At 67.8% G+C, this 21751-nt stretch carries 17 protein-coding genes; 14 read left to right on the top strand and 3 right to left on the bottom strand.

Annotated features, from left to right (window positions below; genetic code table 11):
* The first annotated feature begins 145 nt into the window (after window positions 1-145).
* From LGN19_RS12710 to LGN19_RS12680, 7 genes are all read left to right on the top strand, one after another.
* Window positions 146-1345, top strand: a complete 1200-nt coding sequence (locus tag LGN19_RS12710) for a MexX/AxyX family multidrug efflux RND transporter periplasmic adaptor subunit (protein ID WP_226214998.1) — start codon at window positions 146-148, stop codon at window positions 1343-1345.
* 20 nt (window positions 1346-1365) lie between these two features.
* A complete protein-coding gene (locus tag LGN19_RS12705; RefSeq protein ID WP_226214996.1) occupies window positions 1366-4503 on the top strand; it encodes a multidrug efflux RND transporter permease subunit in 3138 nt (1045 codons plus the stop codon).
* Window positions 4503-5960 (top strand): efflux transporter outer membrane subunit, encoded by a 1458-nt coding sequence (locus LGN19_RS12700; protein WP_226215082.1) that lies wholly within the window; start codon window positions 4503-4505, stop codon window positions 5958-5960. Before LGN19_RS12705 ends, LGN19_RS12700 begins: the two co-directional genes overlap by 1 nt.
* Window positions 5961-6810: 850 nt before the next feature.
* Entirely contained in the window at window positions 6811-7323 is a 513-nt protein-coding gene (locus tag LGN19_RS12695; RefSeq protein WP_226214994.1) for a fimbrial protein, read from the top strand.
* Between the two features lie 117 nt (window positions 7324-7440).
* Window positions 7441-9897, top strand: a complete 2457-nt coding sequence (locus tag LGN19_RS12690) for a fimbria/pilus outer membrane usher protein (protein ID WP_226214992.1) — start codon at window positions 7441-7443, stop codon at window positions 9895-9897.
* A 16-nt stretch (window positions 9898-9913) separates the two neighbouring features.
* Window positions 9914-10660: a molecular chaperone gene (locus LGN19_RS12685; protein WP_226214990.1), complete on the top strand. Its 747-nt coding sequence runs from the start codon at window positions 9914-9916 to the stop codon at window positions 10658-10660.
* Complete coding sequence (locus LGN19_RS12680) at window positions 10657-11688, top strand: fimbrial protein (protein WP_226214988.1); 1032 nt, start codon at window positions 10657-10659, stop codon at window positions 11686-11688. The genes LGN19_RS12685 and LGN19_RS12680 overlap by 4 nt, the downstream gene beginning before the upstream one ends.
* A 386-nt stretch (window positions 11689-12074) precedes the next feature.
* Here LGN19_RS12680 and LGN19_RS12675 read toward each other — a convergent pair whose 3' ends face one another.
* Together LGN19_RS12675 and LGN19_RS12670 are read right to left on the bottom strand one after the other, a co-directional pair.
* Window positions 12075-12212 carry an HHHH-motif protein gene (locus LGN19_RS12675; protein WP_011351930.1) on the bottom strand — a complete coding sequence of 46 codons (138 nt, stop codon included), beginning with the start codon at window positions 12210-12212 and terminating at the stop codon, window positions 12075-12077.
* Between the two features lie 46 nt (window positions 12213-12258).
* The gene (locus tag LGN19_RS12670) at window positions 12259-12498 is read right to left on the bottom strand and encodes a hypothetical protein (protein WP_174959783.1); all 240 of its coding nucleotides are present in this window, start codon (window positions 12496-12498) and stop codon (window positions 12259-12261) included.
* A 327-nt stretch (window positions 12499-12825) separates the two neighbouring features.
* Between LGN19_RS12670 and LGN19_RS12665 the strand changes: the two genes are divergently transcribed.
* The 7 genes from LGN19_RS12665 to LGN19_RS12635 all read left to right on the top strand — a co-directional run bounded on the left by LGN19_RS12665 (window position 12826) and on the right by LGN19_RS12635 (window position 19632).
* The gene (locus LGN19_RS12665) at window positions 12826-13482 is read left to right on the top strand and encodes an RNA polymerase factor sigma-70 (protein ID WP_122945317.1); all 657 of its coding nucleotides are present in this window, start codon (window positions 12826-12828) and stop codon (window positions 13480-13482) included.
* An 86-nt stretch (window positions 13483-13568) separates the two neighbouring features.
* On the top strand, window positions 13569-13811 hold the full coding sequence (locus LGN19_RS12660) for an MbtH family protein (RefSeq protein ID WP_174959785.1): 243 nt from the start codon (window positions 13569-13571) through the stop codon (window positions 13809-13811).
* A gap of 44 nt (window positions 13812-13855) precedes the next feature.
* Window positions 13856-14863, top strand: a complete 1008-nt coding sequence (locus LGN19_RS12655; RefSeq protein ID WP_226214986.1) for a TauD/TfdA family dioxygenase — start codon at window positions 13856-13858, stop codon at window positions 14861-14863.
* Window positions 14863-15711, top strand: coding sequence for an ABC transporter ATP-binding protein (locus LGN19_RS12650; protein ID WP_174959789.1), 849 nt, complete (start codon window positions 14863-14865; stop codon window positions 15709-15711). The genes LGN19_RS12655 and LGN19_RS12650 overlap by 1 nt, the downstream gene beginning before the upstream one ends.
* Window positions 15708-17798 (top strand): Fe(3+)-hydroxamate ABC transporter permease FhuB, encoded by a 2091-nt coding sequence (fhuB, locus tag LGN19_RS12645; RefSeq protein ID WP_226214978.1) that lies wholly within the window; start codon window positions 15708-15710, stop codon window positions 17796-17798. Before LGN19_RS12650 ends, fhuB begins: the two co-directional genes overlap by 4 nt.
* The gene (fhuF, locus tag LGN19_RS12640) at window positions 17795-18598 is read left to right on the top strand and encodes a siderophore-iron reductase FhuF (protein WP_226214976.1); all 804 of its coding nucleotides are present in this window, start codon (window positions 17795-17797) and stop codon (window positions 18596-18598) included. Before fhuB ends, fhuF begins: the two co-directional genes overlap by 4 nt.
* Complete coding sequence (locus tag LGN19_RS12635) at window positions 18598-19632, top strand: ABC transporter substrate-binding protein (protein ID WP_264173019.1); 1035 nt, start codon at window positions 18598-18600, stop codon at window positions 19630-19632. The genes fhuF and LGN19_RS12635 overlap by 1 nt, the downstream gene beginning before the upstream one ends.
* A gap of 201 nt (window positions 19633-19833) precedes the next feature.
* On the opposite strand, the gene LGN19_RS12630 is transcribed toward LGN19_RS12635, so the two are convergent.
* Window positions 19834-21579, bottom strand: a complete 1746-nt coding sequence (locus LGN19_RS12630) for a cyclic peptide export ABC transporter (RefSeq protein WP_122945324.1) — start codon at window positions 21577-21579, stop codon at window positions 19834-19836.
* Between the last annotated feature and the right edge of the window lie 172 nt (window positions 21580-21751).

Here is a 21751-nt window from a genome sequence, read left to right as displayed (position 1 = left end):
GAGGTTCCTTACAATTCGCTGTCGTTTTATTGAGACAGTATGGCGGTCAGATTGACGGGGCGTGTATTTAATCAGTCATGACTGATTATAATCGGCCACCCTGAGCTGCCGCATTTTATCGGCGGCGATCGATCCGAGGTCAACCATGAATAACAATCGCTCCCTGTTGCGCCACCGGCTGGCGCCGTTCGCGCTGGCGGCCGTGCTGGCCCTGGCCGGATGTGGAAAGGGCGACAAGGACACCGCGCCGGAGACCGCGAAACAGGCAACGGTCGTGACGGTGCAGCCGACGGCCGTGCCGATGACCGTCGAATTGCCGGGCCGGCTCGACGCCTACCGGCAGGCGGAAGTGCGCGCGCGGGTCGCGGGCATCGTGACTGCGCGCACCTATGAGGAAGGCCAGGAAGTGAAGCAGGGCGCGGTGCTGTTCCGCATCGATCCCGCGCCGCTGAAGGCCGCGCGCGATGGCGCGCAGGGTGCGCTCGCGAAGGCGCAGGCCGCCGCGCTCGCGGCGAGCGACAAGCGCCGCCGTTACGACGACCTCGTGCGCGACCGCGCGGTGAGCGAGCGCGACCACACCGAGGCCGTTGCCGCCGACACGCAGGCGAAGGCCGACGTTGCGTCCGCGAAGGCGGAGCTCGCACGGGCGCAGTTGCAGCTCGACTATGCGACCGTCACCGCGCCGATCGCGGGCCGCGCACGGCGCGCGCTCGTGACCGAAGGCGCGCTCGTCGGCCAGGACCAGGCGACGCCGCTTACGACCGTCGAGCAGCTCGATCCGATCTACGTGAACTTCTCGCAGCCGGCCGCCGACGTCGACGCGCTGCGCCGCGCGGTGAAGAGCGGGCGCGCGACGGGCATCGCGCAGCACGACATCGCGGTGACGCTGCTGCGCGCCGACGGCACCGCGTATCCGCTGAAGGGCAAGCTGCTGTTCAGCGATCTCGCGGTCGATCCGACTACCGACACCGTTGCGATGCGCGCGCTGTTCCCGAATCCGGAGCGCGAGTTGCTGCCGGGCGCGTATGTGCGGATCGCGCTAGACACGGCCGTCGACCAGCGGGCGATCCTCGTGCCGCGCGATGCGCTGCTGCGCACGACCGACCGCACATCGGTGCGGGTCGTCGGCACGAACGGCAAGGTCAAGGACGTCGAGGTCGTGGCCGACCAGATGACCGGCCATGACTGGCGCATCACGCGCGGCCTCGCGGGCGGCGAGCGCGTGATCGTCGACAACGCCGCGCAGTTCGCGCCCGATACGGCCGTCAAGCCCGTCGAGCAGGCGCCGCCGTCGAAGGCGGCGCCGGCAGCGGCCGCTTCGCAGGCGGCCGCCCGTCAAACCTGACTGGTTAACACCACACCACCATGGCACGTTTCTTCATCGATCGCCCCGTCTTCGCGTGGGTGATCGCAATCTTCATCATGCTGGGCGGCGCATTCGCGATTCGCGCGCTGCCTGTGGCGCAATACCCGGACATCGCACCGCCCGTCGTCAGCATTTATGCGACGTACCCGGGCGCGTCCGCGCAGGTCGTCGAGGAATCGGTGACCGCGCTGATCGAGCGCGAAATGAACGGCGCACCGGGGCTGATGTACACGTCGGCCACCAGCAGCGCCGGGATGGCGTCGCTGTACCTGACGTTCAAGCAGGGCGTGAACGCCGATCTCGCGGCCGTCGAAGTGCAGAACCGGCTGAAGACGGTCGAGGCGCGGCTGCCCGAACCCGTGCGGCGCGACGGCATCCAGGTCGAGAAGGCCGCCGACAATATCCAGCTCGTGGTGTCGCTGACGTCCGACGACGGGCGGATGACCGCCGTGCAGCTCGGCGAATATGCGTCGGCAAACGTCGTGCAGGCGCTGCGTCGCGTCGAGGGCGTCGGCAAGGTGCAGGTTTGGGGCACCGAGTACGCGATGCGGATCTGGCCCGACCCGGTGAAGATGGCCGGCCACGGCCTCACCGCGTCGGATATTGCATCGGCCGTGCGCGCGCACAACGCGCGCGTGACGATCGGCGACATCGGTCGCACCGCGGTGCCGGCGAACGCGCCGATCGCGGCGACCGTGTTCGCCGATGCGCCGCTGAAGACGCCGGCCGATTTCGGCGCGATCGCACTGCGCACGCAGGCCGACGGCTCCGCGCTGTACTTGCGCGACGTCGCACGCATCGAGTTCGGCGGCAACGACTACAACTACCCGTCGTACGTGAACGGCAAGGTCGCGACCGGGATGGGCATCAAGCTCGCGCCGGGCTCGAACGCGGTCTCCACCGAGAAGCGCGTGCGCGCGACGATGGACGAGCTGTCCGCGTATTTCCCGCCGGGCGTGAAGTACCAGATCCCGTTCGAGACGTCGTCGTTCGTGCGCGTGTCGATGAACAAGGTCGTCACGACGCTGATCGAGGCCGGCGTGCTGGTGTTCCTCGTGATGTACCTGTTCATGCAGAACCTGCGTGCGACGCTGATCCCGACACTCGTCGTGCCGGTCGCGCTCGCGGGCACGTTCGGCGTGATGTATGCGGCGGGCTTCTCGATCAACGTGCTGACGATGTTCGGGATGGTGCTCGCGATCGGCATCCTCGTCGACGACGCGATCGTCGTGGTCGAGAACGTCGAGCGGCTGATGGTCGAGGAGGGGCTCGCGCCCTATGACGCGACCGTCAAGGCGATGAAGCAGATCAGCGGCGCGATCGTCGGGATCACCGTGGTGCTGACGTCGGTGTTCGTGCCGATGGCGTTCTTCGGCGGCGCGGTGGGCAACATCTACCGGCAGTTCTCGCTGTCGCTCGCGGTGTCGATCGGTTTCTCGGCCTTCCTCGCGCTGTCGTTGACGCCCGCGCTGTGCGCGACGCTGCTCAAGCCCGTGTCCGGCGACCATCACGAGAAGCGCGGCTTCTTCGGCTGGTTCAACCGCTTCGTCGCAAACTCGACGCAGCGCTATGCGACGCGCGTCGGCGCGATGCTGAAGAAGCCGGTGCGCTGGCTCGTCGTGTACGGCGCGCTGACCGGCGCTGCGGCGCTGATGCTCACGCAGCTGCCGACCGCGTTCCTGCCGGATGAGGACCAGGGCAATTTCATGGTGATGGTGATCCGACCACAAGGCACGCCGCTCGCGGAAACGATGCAGAGCGTGCGGGAAGTCGAGTCGACCATCCGCCGCGACGAGCCGACCGCGTTCACGTATGCGCTCGGCGGCTTCAACCTGTACGGCGAAGGGCCGAACGGCGGGATGATCTTCGTCACGCTGAAGAACTGGAAGGAGCGCAAGAGCGAAGACGCGCACGTGCAGGCGATCGTCGCGCGCATCAACGAGCGCTTCGCGGGCACGCCGAACACGACGGTGTTCGCGATGAACTCGCCGGCGCTGCCCGATCTTGGCTCGACGAGCGGCTTCGACTTCCGGCTGCAGAACCGCGGCGGGCTCGACTACGCGACCTTCAGCGCCGCTCGCGAGCAGTTGCTCGCGACGGGCCACAAGGATCCGGCGCTGACCGACCTGATGTTCGCCGGCACGCAGGACGCACCGCAGCTGAAGCTCGACATCGATCGTGCGAAGGCGTCCGCGCTCGGCGTGTCGATGGACGAGATCAACACGACGCTCGCGGTGATGTTCGGCTCCGACTATATCGGCGACTTCATGCACGGCACGCAGGTGCGGCGCGTGATCGTGCAGGCCGACGGGCTGCACCGGCTCGATCCGGACGACGTGAAGAAGCTGCGCGTGCGCAATGCGCGCGGCGAGATGGTGCCGCTCGCGGCGTTCACGACGCTGCATTGGACGCTCGGGCCGCCGCAGCTCACGCGCTACAACGGCTTTCCGTCGTTCACGATCAACGGCTCGGCAGCGGAAGGCCACAGCAGCGGCGAGGCGATGGCCGCGATCGAGCGGCTCGCCGGGAAGCTGCCGGCCGGCACGGGCTTCTCATGGTCGGGGCAGTCGTTCGAGGAGCGGCTGTCGGGTGCGCAGGCGCCGATGCTGTTCGCGCTGTCGGTGCTCGTCGTGTTCCTCGCGCTCGCGGCGCTCTACGAGAGCTGGTCGATTCCGTTCGCGGTGATGCTGGTCGTGCCGCTCGGCGTGATCGGCGCGGTGCTCGGCGTCACGCTGCGGATGATGCCGAACGACATCTACTTCAAGGTGGGGCTGATCGCGACGATCGGGCTGTCTGCGAAGAACGCGATCCTGATCGTCGAAGTCGCGAAGGACCTGGTCGCGCAGCGCATGTCGCTCGTCGATGCGGCACTCGAGGCCGCGCGCCTGCGGCTGCGGCCGATCGTGATGACGTCGCTCGCGTTCGGCGTCGGCGTGCTGCCGCTCGCGTTCGCGTCGGGCGCGGCGTCCGGCGCGCAGATGGCGATCGGCACCGGCGTGCTGGGCGGCGTGATCACGGCGACCGTGCTCGCGGTGTTCCTCGTCCCGCTGTTTTTCGTGATCGTCGGCCGCTTGTTCGACGTCGGCCCGCGCCGGCGCGGCGGCGCACAGCCGGCGACGATGGAGGGTTCTCAATGATGTTTGCGCTGAATGCACGCGCCGCGCTGCGGGTTCAGGTTGCGCTGGCCGCCGCGCTTGCGCTGGCCGGCTGCACGCTCGCGCCGCGTTACGAGCGGCCGGCGGCGCCCGTGCCGGCTACCTATGCGCCGGTCGACGGCAGTGCCGCACCGGCGGCCGAGGGGTCGCCCGCCGATGCCGCGCTGCTCGACGACTGGCACACGTACTTCACCGACGCCGCGCTGCAGGCGTGGATCGACGCGGCACTCGCGAACAACCGCGACCTGCGGGTCGCGGCCGGCCGGCTCGAGGAAGCGCGCGCGCTGTACGGCGTGCAGCGCGCGGACCTGATGCCGTCGGTCGATGCGAATCTGGGCTATGACCGTGCGCGCCAGTACGATCCGGTCGTGCGCGAAAGCGCGATCAGCGGGCTGTATCGGGCGGGCGTCGGCATCAGTGCGTACGAGCTCGACCTGTTCGGCCGCGTGCGCAGCCTGTCCGACGCGGCGCTCGCCGAATATTTCGCGACGGCCAACGCGCAACGCACGGTTCGCATCGGCGTGATCGCCGACGTGGCGGGCGCGTACGTCTCGGAGCGTTCGCTGCACGAGCAGCTCGCGCTGGCGCGACGTACGCTGGACGCGCGCGAAAACATGGCCGCACTCACGCAGCGCCGCTATGCGGCCGGCACGAGCGACGCGATCGAGCTGCGCTCGGCCGAGATGCTGGTGGCCTCCGCGCGCGCGTCGCAGGCCGCACTGGAGCGCGAGCATGCGCAGTCCGTGCGGGCGCTGCAGTTGCTCGCGGGCGATTTCGCGCGCAACGTGCCCGGCGACACGACCGCGCTCGACACGCTGTCGATCGCGCCCGTGGCGCCCGGCGCACCGAGTGCGCTGCTCGAGCGGCGGCCGGACATCCGGCAGGCGGAGGCGCGGCTCAAGGCCGCCAACGCACAGATCGGCGCCGCGCGCGCGGCGTTCTTCCCGCGCATCACGCTGACGACCGACTACGGCTCGGTCAGCGACGCATTCTCGAGCCTGTTCACCGGCGGCACGGGTGTGTGGACGTTCGCGCCACGCATCACGCTGCCGATCTTCGCGGGCGGCCGCAATCGCGCGAACCTCGACGTCGCGAACGCGCGCAAGCACATCGCGGTGGCCGAATACGAGAAGACGGTGCAGACCGCGTTCCGCGAAGTGGCCGACGCATTCGCCGCGCGCGACTGGATCGATCGCCAGCTCGCCGCGCAGCAGGACGTGTATGCGGCCGACGGCGCGCGGCTGAAGCTCGCGGAGCGCCGCTACGCGGGCGGTGTCGCGACGTATCTCGAACTGCTCGACGCGCAGCGCAGCACGTACGAGTCGGGGCAGGAGCTCATCCGGCTCAAGCAGCTCAGGCTCGCGAATGCGATCACGCTGTACCGCGCGCTCGGCGGCGGCTGGTCGCCGGTATCGGCGGAGGCCGCGGCGTCCGCGTAATGCCCGTCGCCTGACGCGGCAGCGCGCCAGGCGGCACAACGGCGGCGGTACGATGCGACGTGCCGCCGCCGCTTGTTTCGACCGATATCGCGGTTCTCGCGCTATCTTTCCCCGCCGTTTTTCCCCACCGACAGGCCGGCCAGGACGTTTTTCGTCCTGCGGCCACGCGCACGCGCGCGTTCCGGAGCAGCCCGCGTCCGGCGACCGCTCGTGTCGCACTCCCGCGCAAACGTGTGCGGTTCATTTTTCCTTTTTTTGCTCCTGCGATGCGGCCCGGATGCCGGGCTTCGGCGGCGCGCCGGCATGCGCTTTCCGATCCGGAATTGACGCCCGGATTAATCCATGTATTGGAAATAATGAGGGCGGCAAAGTGTCGCAGTAAAACGTTTGTATTTATGTCGCAATCGTTTGCGCGAAAAAATTGGCTTGATTAAATCGCTGGTTAATTTCCTGTTTGTTGAAAATGATTTGATATTGGCGTTGTCGTCTGACAACGATGGCGGCGCCGGACAATGTTTTGTCTTTTTCCGGAGGGGTCTTGCCGGAACCAATGCCAGAAAGGAAGAGCGGGGCAGTGTCGGTTGTCGGCCGGAAATGTCTTTAATCTTCAATTGCTTCCGAAGAATAAAGAAGGACTGCGGATAAAAATAAATGGATTGAAAATTGATGGGAAAGAGTGTGAATTTAGAGGGGTAAATCGGACATTGTCAGATGGATTTGACAATGATTTACAGAAAACTTTCATGATTATCTCGATAATGCCGCCTCGTGACGGACGGAAGCCACCCACACGCTGCCGTTTGTGTCCGCCACGTCATCTATTCCATTTGCACTCCTTACCGGAAACGTCATGAAAAAATCCCTCCTGACCGCTGTCGCACTCGCGGCCCTGTCGAGCTCGGCCTTCGCAGCGGGCACCGGCACGATCAACTTCACGGGCGAGATCGTCGCGGGCGCATGCGGCATCGATTCGCAGTCGGACAACCAGACCGTGCGCCTCGGCAAAGTGCCGACCCATACGTTCAAGAAGGTCGGCGACAAGTCCGACGCAGTCAAGTTCGACATCGTTCTGACCGATTGCGACACCAGCGTGTCCAAGAGCGCACTCTTCACGTTCACGGGTACGTCGAGCGCCGACCAGCCGAAGCTGATCGCCACGGTCGGTTCGGCCACCAACGTCGGTATCCGCCTGCAGGCCGCGTCGGGCGAATACCTCGACAACGGCGTCGAGCAGAAAGCGCCGACCATGCTGCAAAACGGCACGAACACGGTGCGCTTCACGGCCCGGTACGAATCGACTGCCGCCGACGTCACGCCGGGTACCGCCGACGCCGTCGCGAACTTCACGGTCCGCTACCCGTAAGCATCGGTATCGGAGGAGGGGGCATCCCTTCCTCCTTCTTCTTTCCTCCCCGTTCTCTTCTCCTCGGACTTCCGGTAGCGCCGCGTGCGAATCAGACATTCCTTCCTTTGCGTCTCCGTGCTGGTTGTCGGCAGCCAGAGCCATGCGACGGAATTCAATTCGTCGTTTCTCGACATCGATGGAACGAACAACGTCGACCTGTCGCAGTTCTCGCAGGCCGACTTCACGCTGCCGGGCGAGTACATGCTCGACGTGCAGGTCAACGACCTGTTCCTCGGGCTGCAGGCGATCGAGTTCGTGGCCGTCGACGCGTCCGGTGCGGGCAAGCCCTGCCTGCGTCCGGAACTCGTCGCCCGGTTCGGCCTGAAGCCGTCGCTCGCGAAGGATCTGCCGCGCTTCCAGGGCGGAAGCTGCGTCGACCTGACGGCCATCGAAGGGGCGACGGTGCGCTACCTGAAGAGCGACGGGCAGCTCAAGATCACGATTCCGCAGGCCGCGCTCGAGTTCAGCGATTCGACCTACCTGCCGCCGGAGAACTGGTCCGAAGGGATTCCCGGCGCGATGCTCGACTATCGCGTGATCGCGAATACGAACCGCAATTTCGGCGCGACAGGCGGACAGACCAATTCGATCCAGGCCTACGGGACGATCGGCGCGAACTGGGACGCGTGGCGCTTTCGCGGCGACTACCAGGCGCAGTCGAACGTGGGCAACACGGCATACGCGGATCGCACGTTCCGCTTCAGCCGGCTTTATGCATTTCGCGCGCTGCCGTCGATCCAGTCGACGGCGACGTTCGGTGACGATTACCTGAGCTCCGACATTTTCGACACGTTCGCCCTGACGGGCGCGTCGATCCGCAGCGACGACCGCATGCTGCCGCCGTCGATGCGCGGCTATGCGCCGCTGATCTCGGGCGTCGCGCGCACCAACGCGACCGTGACGGTGTCGCAGGCGGGCCGCGTGCTGTACGTGACGCGCGTGTCGCCGGGCGCCTTCGCGCTGCAGAACATCAACACGAGCGTGCAGGGCACGCTCGACGTCGCGGTCGAGGAAGAGGACGGCAGCGTGCAGCGCTTCCAGGTGACGACGGCCGCCGTGCCGTTCCTCGCGCGTACCGGACAATTGCGCTACAAGGTCGCGCTCGGCAAGCCGCGCCAGTTCGGCGGTGCCGGCATCACGCCGTTCTTCGGCTTCGGCGAGGCGGCATACGGCCTGCCGCTGGACTTCACCGTGTACGGCGGTTTCATTGCCGCGTCGGGCTATACGTCGATCGCGCTGGGCCTCGGCCGCGATTTCGGACCGTTCGGCGCGCTGTCGGCCGACGTCACGCATGCGCGGGCGCGCCTGTGGTGGAACGGCGCGACACGCAACGGCAACTCGTACCGCGTCAACTATTCGAAGCACTTCGACACGCTCGACGCCGATGTGCGCTTCTTCGGCTACCGTTTTTCGGAGCGCGAGTACACGAACTTCGCGCAGTTCACGGGCGACCCGACTTCGTACGGTCTCGCCAACAGCAAGCAGCGCTATTCGGCATCGATGTCGAAGCGCTTCGGCAATACGTCGACCTATTTCTCGTACGACCAGACGACCTACTGGGCGCGCGCGTCCGAGCAGCGTGTCGGCGTCACGCTGACGCGTTCGTTCTCGGTCGGCGCGCTGCGTAACCTGAGCGTGAACGTGTCGGCATTCCGCACGCAGAGCGCGGGCGCGAGCGGCAACCAGTTTTCGATCACCGCGACGTTGCCGATCGGCGTCAACCACACCGTCACGTCGAACGTGACGACGGGCAGCGGCAGCACGAGCGTGAACGCGGGCTACATCTACGACGGCTCGGACGGCCGCACCTACCAGATCAACACCGGCGCGACCGATGGCCGCGCATCGGCGAACGCGAGCTTCCGGCAACGCACGTCGGCCTACCAGCTCACTGCGCAGGCGTCGACACTGGCCAACTCGTATGCGGCCGCGTCGTTGCAAGTCGACGGGTCGTTCGTCGCGACGCAGTACGGCATCTCCGCGCACGCGAACGGCAATGCGGGCGATACGCGTCTGCTGGTGTCGACCGACGGCGTGCCTGACGTGCCGCTGTCCGGCTCGCTCACGCATACCGATTCGCGCGGCTATGCGGTGCTCGACGGCATCTCGCCGTACAACGTGTACGACGCGACCGTCAACGTCGAAAAGTTGCCGCTCGAAGTGCAGGTGACGAACCCGATCCAGCGCATGGTGCTGACCGACGGCGCGATCGGCTACGCGAAGTTCGCCGCCGCGCGTGGCAGCAACCTGTACCTGACGCTGACCGATGCGGCCGGCAAGCCGCTGCCGTTCGGCGCATCCGTGCAGGACGCGGCGAACGGCAAGGAGCTCGGCATCGTCGGCGAGAGCGGCGCGGCGTTCCTGACCCAGGTTCAGCCGAAATCCACGCTCGCGGTGCGGGCGGGCGAACGCACGCTCTGTACGGTCGACGCACTGCCGAACCAGCTCCAACTCGAAGGCACGCCGATCCCGGTGACGTGCCAGACGCCCGGCGGCGAGTCGCATGCAGCGGCCGCGCGGGTCGAACGATGATTCCACGGATCCAGCGATGAACCATTCCTTCTCCCTTTCCTTTCCGCGGCGCGCCGCGTGCGTGCTCGCAACCGCCGGCACGCTGCTCGCGGGTGCCGCACAGGCAGCGATCGTGCCGGACCGCACGCGCGTGATCTTCAACGAAGGCGAACAGGCCGCGATCGTCACGATCACCAACAAGAGCACGACCTATCCGTATCTCGTGCAGTCGTGGCTCGAGGACGCGAAGCACAACAAGATCACGTCGCCGCTGATGGTCGTGCCGCCGCTGCAACGCGTCGAGGCGAACGAGCGCAACGTGCTGCGGATCGCGAGGCTGCCGGGTGCCGAGCTGCCGGCCGATCGCGAAACGGTGTTCTACCTGAACATCCGCGAAGTACCGCCGAAGAGCGATACGCCGAACTCGCTGCAGATCGCGCTGCATACGCAGATGAAGCTGTTCTACCGGCCGAAGGCCGTGCAGCCGGTGCGCGACGAGGACTGGACGCTGCCGATGACGCTGCGTGTGGACGCGGCCGCGCACAAGCTGGTGTTCGACAACCCGACGCCGTACCACGTGACGGTGGTCGACGTGACGTCGGGCGCACAGAAGACGCCTGTGCCGCTGGAGCCGGTGATGGTGAGCCCGATGAGCACGGCCGACGTGCCGTTCAAGGCCGCGATGCCGTCGACGCTGTTCGTCACGCATATCGACGATTTCGGCGGGCAGGTGGCCGTCGAGTATGCGTGCGAGGCGGGTGCTTGCACGAGCGTGAAGAAATGAGCGAGCGTGCACGAGCGGACCGACGCGTGCGGAAGATGGCGTCGTGGCTGCGCTGGGCGATCTTCATGGTGCTGGTTGCCGCCGTGCAGCCGGCGTTTGCCGTGCGCTGCGTGACCAGCAGCGGTGCGACGTCGATGACCGAATCGATCGGCGGGGTCGCCTCCTATCCGACCGACGCGCCCGACGGCTACGTGATCTGGGTGTCGCCGGTGCGCACGACGACGGGTTATTGCTTCAAGGATCTCGGCGGCCGGGGCAACATCGACATCGACGATCCGATCTCGTTCTACGCGAATCCGAACAAGCAGACCCCGGCCGCCTGGGGGCTCGAAATCGGCATCCGGTACGAAGGCCAGGACCATTTCGGTGCGGGGAGCCAGCCTGGCACGGGCGTGCCGACGCACAAGACGGTGCCGGCATGCACCGACGATGAGTTGAAATGGGGGCTCTGCCCGAAGATTTCGATCAACATTTCCTATCAGGTCGTCGTCCGCAAGCGCGGCTCCTGGACGCAGCCACCGAGCGACATCTACACGGTATTCCAGTTCGACGGCGCGAAGGGGTTGAACGAGATCAACCCGAGCTTCCAGTACCGCCTGAGTGGCATGCGCAATCTCAAGCCGACACCGTGCTTTGTCGACGTGCTGGTGACGCCGGAACCGGGCGTCGTCGATTTCGGCTCGGTGCAGGCGGTTCGCAACGGCTTCCTGCCGGCCGTGCCGCGCAAACGGTTCTCGTTGTCGCTGACCAAGAAATGCAACGTCACGGTCAAGGTCGACGGGTACTTCGAAACGAGCTCGCCGGTGCAGAACGGCCTGCTGGTGCCCGCGCAGGACAGCAATTTCGGTATCGGCATCGAAGACAGCAAGGGCAAGGCGATTCCATTCAATGAACAGTTCACGCTGGCGCAATTCCCGTCGAACGTGATGAACCAGAGCGTATTGATGGACGCGGTGCTGAAGTCGTTCGGACCGCCAAAGATCGGGCGGTTCAACGCAACGGCGACGATCCGGTTGTTCATCTATTGAACTCGGATGCGCTCGCACGGGGCGGCGAGGTAGCGAGGTAGCGAGGTAGCGAGTGGAGCATGGCCGGCTCGTCGCCGTGGGGCAAGCGGGGAACGGTGCACGCGGTATCGTGCGCACCTTCATCTGGACACCGTCGGGCGGCATGCGAGGCCTGCCTACGCTGCTCGATGCCGCGGGTGTCTCGCGCGGCGGGCAACAACTGGATACGACACGGGCAATCGGTCCGGACGGGAGCCTCATGACCGGGCAGGCGTAACTCGACAACGATTACCGGCCGCTGTTCTGGCAGGTGCATATCGGGCCGACCGAACTGCGAGCGGTTCAACGCACGTAGCGTCGACGCAGCCTGAAAAACAGGCGCCGGTTCCCCCGGCGCCTTGTTTCGTTTACCGCACCCAGCGGCACATCTTGTGATGGTGATGGTCGAAGTGGCACACCCGGTGCGGATGCGCTTCGGCGATGGCCGGCACGAGCACGGCGGCGGCGAGCGCCGCGACGGTCAGGGTTTTGAGTAGCGTCTTCATGTAGTGATCCTGTCATTGAATAGCGGGGCACGGGAGCGGCAGTGCATTACCACTGCGGCCGCTGATCGTCGCGATGGTCATCCCGGCGATCGTCGCGGCGGTCGTCATGCCCGACGGGATGCTGAGCCTCCCAGTCGCGGCGCTCCCAGTAGCGATTGCCGTCCCAGTAGCGATCGCCATGCCAGCCGATCGTGACTTCGGCCGGTCCTGGATAGGCGACACAACCGGTGAGCATCACGCTCGACAGCGCACCAACCATGACAGCGGATAACACGATGGATTTCATGTTGTTCTCCCTTGAAAAACGGCATGTCGATCGTACGAGCCCTCAAAATTTCACGTGGTAATAAGTTGCTACCGCGCATGACAGGCGCAGGCGTTTCGTCAGAACCGTGAAAGATCGTGTCGGCGCAAGCGGCAGCCGTGTGCGCCGAACAGACGCGTCAGTGGCCGCGTGCCGGGACCCGTGGCACACGTCCCGTCTGTCCCGGCAACGATTCCGGCGATTATTCAGACAAATCCTGACAGTCGAAAGGGTCATCTCGTAATCGTATTGAGAATGATTTGCGTTTACGTTAAATTGCGCTATCTCGGAATTTGACGGAGCAGATCGATGGCGATGGCGGAAGTGCTCGACCGACCGGCGGCGGCAGCGGCGAACCCGTTCCTCGGCCGTGATACCGATCGGCCGCTACGTGCGTGCCGTACCGCGGAGCCCCGTGCGCAGGGTGCGTTGCTCGACGTGCTGATCTCGCATCGCGCGATGCTCGTCAACGTCGCGCGCGGCTTCGTCGGCTGCGCGAGCCGCGCCGAGGATGTCGTACACGACGTGTTCGTGAAGCTCGTCGAATTCCCGAACCAGGACGCGGTGCGCCAGCCGGTCGCTTACGTGACGCGGATGGTGCGCAATGCGTCGATCGACGCATGCCGCCGGCAAAGCCTCGAGAACGTCTATCACACGGAAGAGGACGACGGCTTCGACGTGCCGTCGCCCGAGCCGACGCCGGAAGCCGTGCTGCTGACGCGCGACACGCTGCGGCGCGTGTGGGCCGCACTCGACGACCTGCCGGCACGCAGCCGCGCGGCCTTCGAGATGGTGCGGCTGCGCGAGGAGACGCTGCAGACCGCGGCGCGCGCGCTGAACGTGTCGCAGACGCTCGTGCATTTCATGGTGCGCGACGCGGAGCGCCACTGCGCGGAATGCCTGGACGCGTGCCATCGCGGCGTCGCGTGCCCGGTGTTCCTGGGCGGCCGCGCACGGCGCCGGTAAAAAACCGCGCCGGCCAGACGTCTATCAGACAGGAGCGGCCGACACCGCCGCTTCGCCACCTTCAACCGCCTCAGCGATTTCCGATCATGACGCAAGCCACGACGCCTTCCGCCGACACCGACGATCTCGTCTATACGGTCGTCATCAACGACGAAGAACAGTATTCGATCTGGCCGACGTTCCGGCCCGTGCCGGCCGGCTGGCGCGAGGTCGGCGTGAGCGGCCCGAAAGCCGACTGTCTCGCGCACATCGAGACCGTCTGGACCGACATGCGCCCCGCAAGCCTGCGCCGCGCGATGGACGGCGAGCGCCCATCGCGCGCGTCGTGACCCGCTGCGCCGCGATCCGGCGCGCCACCTGAAGAGGACGTTGCATGACCCTGCTTACGTTGCCGACGCTCGACGACCTGCGTATCGAGCCGGGGCTGCCCACCGTCGTGTCGCCGCGCGGCAGCGACGGGATGTCGATCGACGACGTTGCGCCGCTCGCGCGCGAGATCGCGGCCGACACGCTCGAACGGGCGGGTGGCGTGCTGTTCACGGGTTTTCACGTGCCGTCGATCGACGCGTTCCAGCAGTTCGCGGCGTCGTTCGGCGATCCGCTGATCGGCTATGAATACGCATCGACGCCGCGCAGCCAGGTCGAAGGCGCGGTCTACACGTCGACCGAATACCCGCCGCACCGCGCGATTCCGCTGCACAACGAGCAGTCGTACACGCGCGAATGGCCGCTGCGGATCTGGTTCCACTGCGCGCTCGCGGCGCCGAAGGGCGGGGCGACGCCGATCGCGGACAGCCGCGCTGTGTACCGCGCGCTCGATCCGGCGCTGGTCGCGCGTTTCGAGAAGCGCGAGCTGCTGTACGTGCGCAATTTCGGGCAGGGGCTCGACTTGCCGTGGCAGCAGTCGTTCGGCACCGACGAGCCGGCCGAGGTCGAACGGATGTGCGCGGCGCGCGGCATCGAATGCACATGGCGCACCGACGACGACGGCGAGTTGTTGCTGCGCACCCGCGAACGCTGCCAGGCCGTCGCGCGCCATCCGCGTACCGGCGACCGCGTGTGGTTCAACCAGGCGAACCTGTTTCACCTGTCGGCGCTCGACGACGACATGCAGGAAGCGCTCGTCGACGCGGTCGGGCTCGAGAACGTGCCGCGCAACGTGTATTACGGCGACGGCGAACCGCTCGAAGCGGACGCGCTCGCGGAGATCCGCGGCGTGCTCGACCAGCAGCGCATCGTGTTCCCGTGGCGCACGGGCGACGTGCTGATGCTCGACAACATGCTGACCGCGCATGCGCGCGACCCGTTCGAGGGGCCGCGCAAGGTCGTCGTCGCGATGGCGCAGAGTTACACGGTCCCGCGTGACCGAACGGAGGATTGATGACGCGTAGTACCGCCGCGCTTGCCGCGCGCGGGCTGTCGGTAGGGTATCGCGACCATGTCGTGATCGACGGGCTGGACCTGTCGATCGCGGCCGGCCGCGTAACCGCGCTGTGCGGACCGAACGGCTGCGGCAAGAGCACGCTGCTGCGCACGCTCGCGGGCCTGCAGCCCGCGCGTGCCGGCCATGTCGAAGTCAACGGCCAGCCGCTCGCGTCGTTTCGCCGTCGCGCGCTCGCGCGCGAGCTGACGATGCTCGCGCAGTTCAACCAGATTCCGTCGGGCCTCACGGTGCGCGAGCTCGTCGCGTACGGGCGCTACGCGTACGGCGGCTTCCTGCGCGGCCTGTCGCGGGCCGACCATGCGGCGATCGACGAGGCGCTCGAGACGAGCGGCCTCGCCGACGACGCGAGCCGCGACGTTGGCGCTTTGTCCGGCGGCGAGCGTCAGCGCGCATGGATCGCGATGGCGCTCGCGCAGCAGGCGCCGATCGTGCTGCTCGACGAACCGACGACCTATCTCGACATCCATCACCAGCTCGACATCCTCGATGCGCTGCGGGCGCTGAACCGCGCGCGCGGGCTGACGATCGTGTGGGTGCTGCACGACCTGAACCAGGCGGCCGCGTACAGCGACGAGATCGTGCTGATGCGCGCGGGCCGCCTCGTCGCGCAGGGCTCGCCCGATGCGATGCTCGAACCGGCGCGGCTGCGTGCGGCGTTCGGCGTCGAGATGCTGAAGCTCGCGCATCCGCAGACGGGCGCACCGATGTGCGTGCCGGCCTACGGGCCGTCGACCGACGGCGCGCCGCAGGCGGCCGGCGTCTTCGACCGGGATCTGGCCGTATGACCACGCTCGCGACGCGCAAGCGCCTCGCGGCGGCGGGGAAGAACTCGGCAGCGGGCCGGGCCGGTACGATCGCGATTGGCCTGGTCGCGCTGATCGCGGCACTCGCGGCGCTGCGCGTCGCCCCCGATCTGCGCGTGTGGTGGGACGCGGTGCCCGGCAGCGATGCCGCCGCGCTCGCGCACGTGTTCCTGTTCGACCTCAACCTGCCGCGTGTCGCGGCGGCGCTCGTCGCGGGTGGCTGCCTCGGCATCGCGGGTGCACTGTTCCAGTCGCTCACGCGCAATCCGCTCGCGTCGCCCGACCTGCTCGGCGTGACGGGTGGCGCCCAGCTCGGCCTGCTCGCGGCGATGCTCGTGCCGGCGCTGGCCGGTGTTGCATCGGTGCCGCTGCTGTTCGCGTGCGGGCTGGCCGCGGCCGCCTGCGCGATCGTCGCGGCCGGCGGCTGGCGCGCGACGCCGTTGCGCCTCGTGCTCGCCGGCAGCGTGTGCATGCTGCTGTTCGCCGCGCTGTCGACGCTCGTGCTCGCGTTCTTCGAGCAGAACATCGCGGGTGCCGCGCTGTGGACCAACGGCAGCCTCTATCAGCCGGGCGCGACGGGCCTCGCGCTCGCCGCGCGCTGGCTCGTTGTGCCGCTCATCGCGTTGCCGTTCGTGATCCGGCCGCTGAATCCGCTCACGCTCGGCGACGATGCGGCAGCCGCGGCCGGCGTGCGCGTCGACGCGACGCGGTTCGCCGCGACGATAGTCGCGGTCGCGTTCACGAGCGTGGCCGTCAGTATCGCGGGCCCGCTGTCGTATGTCGGCCTCGTCGCGCCGAACCTGCTGCGCCAGGTGCGCGGCGCGCGCGCGGCGCGGCTCGGCGTGCTGGTGCCGCTGTCGGCGCTCGCGGGCGGGGCGCTCGTGCTCGTTACCGACAGCGCGGTGCTTGCGTCGGGTCTCGATGCCACGCTGTCGACCGGCGTCGCGATCGCGCTGGTCGGCACGCCGCTGATGCTGGCGATGATCCGGCGCGGTGCCGCGTGGTCGGGCGTGCTGCACGCGGATGCCGAACGCACGGCGGGCGGCGGCTCGACGCGGCTCGTCGGCTGGCTCGAACGGCTCGGCTGGCCGCTGCGCACCGTGCTGTTCGTCGTGGCAGGCGCGCTGGTCGTGTTGGTCGGCGTGTCGGCCGGCCCCGAGTGGCTGTCGATCGCGCGCTGGTCCGCGGCGCTGTCCGGTCACGATGCGCTCGCGCGGATGCTGATCGACCTGCGCATGCCGCGCCTGTTGTGCGCGTTGCTCGCCGGCGCGTTGCTGGCGGTGAGCGGCGTCGCGATGCAGAGCGTCGTGCGCAATCCGCTCGCGGGCCCCGAAGTGCTCGGCGTCACGCAGGGTGCGGGGCTCGTCACGCTGTTCGCGTTGTCGACGTGGCCGCTGATGGGCCACGTGACGCTCGCGGCCGCCGCGCTGATCGGCGGCGGCCTGTCGCTTGCGATCACGCTCGCGCTGAATCACCGGCATCGCTATGCGCCGCTCGCGGTGGCGCTGACGGGCATCGTGATCGGCGCGCTGTGGAGCACGCTCGCGCAATGGCTGATCACGCAGGAAAGCGTGCAGCCTGCGCGCTTCGTCGTGTGGCTCGTCGGCGGCACCTATGGCCGGAGCTGGGGCGAGGTGTCGATGCTGCTGCCGTGGTGCGTGCTCGCGGTGCCCGTGTTCGCGTGGCTCGCGAAACCGCTCGACATGCTCGCGCTCGGCGACGACCAGGCGGCCGCGCTCGGCCTGCCGGTGGCCGCGCTGCGGCCGCTCGCGCTGACGATCGCGACGCTCGCCGCGTGCGCGGCCGTCGCGGCGGTCGGGCCGGTCGGCTTCATCGGGTTGATGGCGCCGCACGTCGCGACGATGCTCGGCGCACGCCGGCATCGTACGCGGCTGTGGCTCGCGGCTGCGTGCGGCGCGCTGATCCTCGGCGTGGCGGATCTCGCAGCGCGGACGGTCGTCGCGCCGCGCGAAGTGCCGGCCGGCGTGCTGACCGCGCTGATCGGCGCACCGTACCTGCTCGGGCTGCTGATCCTCGAGGGGCGCCGCGCCCGGCGCGCAGGGCGATGACGCCGTCGCTCGACGGCGCGCGCGCCACGCGCTTCTCGGCGTTCGCGCCCGAACCGTTCGCCGAACACCTCGACGTCGTCTGGCTCGGCATGCCGGACGATGCTCACGATGCGCCGGGCCGGATCGTCGTACCCGTCAGCACGCTGCCCGATCACCGCAACGCGATCCTCGACGCGATGGTCGGTCACTACGGCGGCGATCCGGTGCAGCATGCGCGCGCGCTGATGTCGCAATGGAGCAAATACTATTTCGGCCGCGCGGCGCCGGCCGGCGTCGTCGCCGCGCTGACGCTCGGCCGGCCGCTCGACATGACGCCCGAGCGCACGTTCGTCGCGCTCGACGACGGGATGCCCGCCGCGCTGTACTTCCTGCACGATGCGCTCGGCGCACCGTGCGACGACCCCGCGCCTCGCTATGCGGGACTCGTCGCGCATCTCGGCGCGGTGATCGACCTGCTCGCGGCGATGGGCCGCGTCACGCCACGCGTGCTGTGGAGCAACGCGGGCAACCTGCTCGACTACCTGCTCGATACGTATCGTTCGCTGCCATGCGCCACCGATCCCGTCCGCGATGCGGACTGGCTGTTCGGTTCGAGCTGCGTGCACGGCGAACCGAATCCGCTGCGCGTACCCGTGCGCGATGCCGTGCCGCGCTCGGCGCTGCTGCCGACGCCGTTTCGCGCGCGCCGCGTGTGCTGCCTGCGCTATGAAATTCCTGGAGAAACGCAACTGTGTGGAAGCTGCCCCCTGCTACTGACGATGGACGACGCGGCGCTGGCCGAGCAGGACGCGATCCGGTGATGGATGCCGGCCGCCGGCATGCGCTCGGCGCACTCGCGGCGCTCGGTGCCGCGTGCTGCGGCGCGTTTTCCGCATCATCCGGCGCCGTTGCCGCGCCCCTCGATGCCCATCGCGCGCAGGGCGGGCGGCCGCCGGGCGCGGTGTCGCTGGCCGGCAATCCCGTCGTCTCGCAGGCGAGCGCGACGATGCCGGTGCGCCCCCAACGCGTGGTCGCGCTCGACTTCATGTTCGCGGAAAGCGTGATCGCGCTCGACATCGTGCCGGTCGGGATGGCCGATACGGCGTTCTATCCGGGCTGGCTCGGCTATCAAAGCGAGCGGCTCGCGAACGTGACCGACATCGGTTCGCGCCAGGAGCCGGGGCTCGAAGCGATCGCGGCGGTCAAGCCCGACCTGATCATCGGCGTCGGTTTCCGGCATGCGCCGATTTTCGATGCGCTCGACCGGATCGCGCCGACGATCCTGTTCCAGTTCAGTCCGAACGTGTCGGACGGTGGTGTGCCGGTCACGCAGCTCGACTGGATGCGGCAGATCTTCCGGACGATCGGGGCGGTGACGGGGCGCGACGCGCGTGCGCAGGCGGTCGATGCGCAACTCGATGCGGGCATCGCGCGCAATGCGGCGCGGCTCGCGGCCGCTGGCAGAAAAGGCGAGCGTGTCGCGCTGCTGCAGGACCTCGGCTTGCCCGACCGCTACTGGGCCTATACGGGCAACAGCACGTCGGCGGGCCTCGCGCGGGCGCTCGGGCTCGATTCGTGGCCGACGAAGCCGACGCGGGAAGGCACGCTGTACGTGACGTCGGCCGACTTGCTCAGGCAGCGCGACCTGGCCGTGATGTTCGTGACTGCATCGGGAATGGACGTGCCGCTGTCCGAGAAACTCGATTCGCCGGTGTGGCGCTTCGTGCCCGCAATGCGGGAACACCGGATCGCGCTCATCGAACGCAATATCTGGGGATTCGGCGGGCCGATGTCGGCGCTGAAACTGGCAGACGTGATGGCCGATACGATGCTGAAGCTGCCGGCCACGCGTTGAGCAAGCGGCGGCCGATCGGCGGATGACATGCCTTCGACTGTGCTCTCGACGGGCAGGGCGGTGCGGTCGGTCTGACGCGCGGTGAACGGCCCGGGCCGTTCCACGATCGCGCCATGTGCCCGAAACATTGCCTGCTGAAACGAAAATCGCCGACGCACTGCGATTGCAGCGCGTCGGCGATTGTTTCCATCGACTGCCGTGTTACGCGCTCAGCGCATCGACGCCATCCTGCGCGCGCGACCGCGCCGGCGTCGTGTCGCTGACGATGCGCCCGTTGTCGAGCTTCAGCAAACGGTCGGCCAGATCGAAGTAGCGGTCGTCGTGCGTGATCACGATCACGGCCTTGCCGCGCGCGCGCAGTTCGGGCAGCAGTTGCTCGTAGAACACCGCCTTGAACGACGGATCCTGATCGGCCGCCCATTCGTCGAACAGGTAGAACGGCCGGTCCTCCAGGTACGCGACGACGAGCGCGAGCCGCTTGCGCTGCCCGGTCGACAGCGCGCGGGTCGAGAACGCGCCGTCGACCACCTTCACCTTGTGATCGAGCGCGAGCTTCGCGACGAGCGCGTTCGCACGTGCATCGGCCTGCGCGCGGGATGGATCGTCGGGATCGACGATGCCGAGCAGCGCATCGAACAGGTGGAAATCGTTGAACACCGCGCTGAAGCGCTGCCGGTACGCGGCGCGCTCGCGCCAGCCGATCGTGCGGCCGTCGACCTCGATCGTGCCTTCCTCGGGTTCGTAGAGCCCCGTCAGCACCTTCGCGAGCGTCGTCTTGCCGCTGCCGTTGCCGCCGACGATGAACACCAGCTCGCCCGGCTGGATCGTCAGGTCGATCGGCCCGATGCTGAACATCCGTTCGTCGCGTTCATGGAAGTACGCATGCGTGACGCCGCGCAGCGTGACGGCGCCGGCCGGCGGTACGTCGGGCGCGTCGGACGCGGGCGGCACCGTGCGCAGCGCGCCGAATTCGGCCATCACGCCTTCGATCCGCGTGAGCGACACGCGTGCCGCGTTGACGGTCGGCAGGTTGTTCAGCAGCCCGTCGAGCGGCACGAGCATGAACAGGAACACGACGACGTAGCCGGCGGCCGCGGCCGGATCGGCATGCACGCCGAGTTGCGGCCAGAACGACGCGACGCCGAGGAACGCATAGAACAGGAAGATGATCCAGCCGACACCGACCGCATACGCGCTGAACGCGCGGCGGCGGTGGTCGCGCACTTCGCCGATCGCGGCGCCGAGCTGCCCGTCGACGAACTGGCGTGCGCGTTCATCGTGCAGCTTCAGTTCCTTCGCGCCGGAAAACAGCGAGCCGAGATAGCCGAACAGGCGGTCCTGCGCCTGGCCGGCCGCTTCGAGCGACGCGATCGCGCGGCGGTCGCCGGTGTGATAGCCGAGCGAGCCGGCGACGATCGCAGCCAGCGCCAGCAGGCACACCGGCCACGACAGCCACGCGAGATAGCCGAGGCAGCCGAACACGATCGAACCGTGCATGACCAGGTTCGGCAGCGCGAAGAACAGCATCGACACGTTGGTCGCGTCATCGGTCAGCACCGACTGCACGGGCGCCGCGCCGATCCGCTCGATGTCGCGCAGCTCGGCCGCGCCGACGCGCCGCGCGAGATGCACGCGCAGCCGCGCCATCGTGTCTTGCGACAGGCGCGCGAACAGCGTGCCGGACACGATCCGCGTCACGAGCGCGATCACCGCGCACAGCGCGAAGCGCCACGCGAGCGACGCATCGGCCGCGCCCGGCTGCGAGAGCGCGCGGTTCAGCGTCGCGACGAGCAGCACGCTCGCGACGCCGTTCAGCACGCACGCGGTAAGTGCCAGCGCGAGCGACACGCGGCTTTCGCGCAACAGCGCAAGGATCAGGCGCGCCGCGGGGCGGCCGGGGGAAGCATCGAGGGACGGCGGGGAAGAAGGCTCGTGGGCGGCTGTCATCGGCAACGTCGGTAAAGGGAAGGCAAGCGAAAACGCGGAAACGGCAAAACTGACGCGAAAGCAGCGGGCGAGGCGGGGCCCCGTTCCGGCTTTCCTCCCTGATAGACGAACGGGCCGCGCAAATATTTAGCCGCACGTCAAAAAAATGCGTTCACCGGGGCTTTGAGTACAA

It is taken from the genome of Burkholderia sp. AU30198 (assembly GCF_020419825.1).
Taxonomy (GTDB): domain Bacteria; phylum Pseudomonadota; class Gammaproteobacteria; order Burkholderiales; family Burkholderiaceae; genus Burkholderia.
This window is presented reverse-complemented; position numbering and strand designations above follow the sequence as displayed.

Bases quoted from the DNA above. Each gene is read 5' to 3' on its own strand.
- LGN19_RS12710 (WP_226214998.1), top strand. From the start codon at position 146: ATGAATAACAATCGCTCCCTGTTGCGCCACCGGCTGGCGCCGTTCGCG.
- LGN19_RS12705 (WP_226214996.1), top strand. From the start codon at position 1,366: ATGGCACGTTTCTTCATCGATCGCCCCGTCTTCGCGTGGGTGATCGCA.
- LGN19_RS12700 (WP_226215082.1), top strand. From the start codon at position 4,503: ATGTTTGCGCTGAATGCACGCGCCGCGCTGCGGGTTCAGGTTGCGCTG.
- LGN19_RS12695 (WP_226214994.1), top strand. From the start codon at position 6,811: ATGAAAAAATCCCTCCTGACCGCTGTCGCACTCGCGGCCCTGTCGAGC.
- LGN19_RS12685 (WP_226214990.1), top strand. From the start codon at position 9,914: ATGAACCATTCCTTCTCCCTTTCCTTTCCGCGGCGCGCCGCGTGCGTG.
- LGN19_RS12680 (WP_226214988.1), top strand. From the start codon at position 10,657: ATGAGCGAGCGTGCACGAGCGGACCGACGCGTGCGGAAGATGGCGTCG.
- LGN19_RS12675 (WP_011351930.1), bottom strand. From the start codon at position 12,212: ATGAAGACGCTACTCAAAACCCTGACCGTCGCGGCGCTCGCCGCCGCC.
- LGN19_RS12670 (WP_174959783.1), bottom strand. From the start codon at position 12,498: ATGAAATCCATCGTGTTATCCGCTGTCATGGTTGGTGCGCTGTCGAGC.
- LGN19_RS12665 (WP_122945317.1), top strand. From the start codon at position 12,826: ATGGCGATGGCGGAAGTGCTCGACCGACCGGCGGCGGCAGCGGCGAAC.
- LGN19_RS12660 (WP_174959785.1), top strand. From the start codon at position 13,569: ATGACGCAAGCCACGACGCCTTCCGCCGACACCGACGATCTCGTCTAT.
- LGN19_RS12655 (WP_226214986.1), top strand. From the start codon at position 13,856: ATGACCCTGCTTACGTTGCCGACGCTCGACGACCTGCGTATCGAGCCG.
- LGN19_RS12650 (WP_174959789.1), top strand. From the start codon at position 14,863: ATGACGCGTAGTACCGCCGCGCTTGCCGCGCGCGGGCTGTCGGTAGGG.
- fhuB (WP_226214978.1), top strand. From the start codon at position 15,708: ATGACCACGCTCGCGACGCGCAAGCGCCTCGCGGCGGCGGGGAAGAAC.
- fhuF (WP_226214976.1), top strand. From the start codon at position 17,795: ATGACGCCGTCGCTCGACGGCGCGCGCGCCACGCGCTTCTCGGCGTTC.
- LGN19_RS12635 (WP_264173019.1), top strand. From the start codon at position 18,598: ATGGATGCCGGCCGCCGGCATGCGCTCGGCGCACTCGCGGCGCTCGGT.
- LGN19_RS12630 (WP_122945324.1), bottom strand. From the start codon at position 21,579: ATGACAGCCGCCCACGAGCCTTCTTCCCCGCCGTCCCTCGATGCTTCC.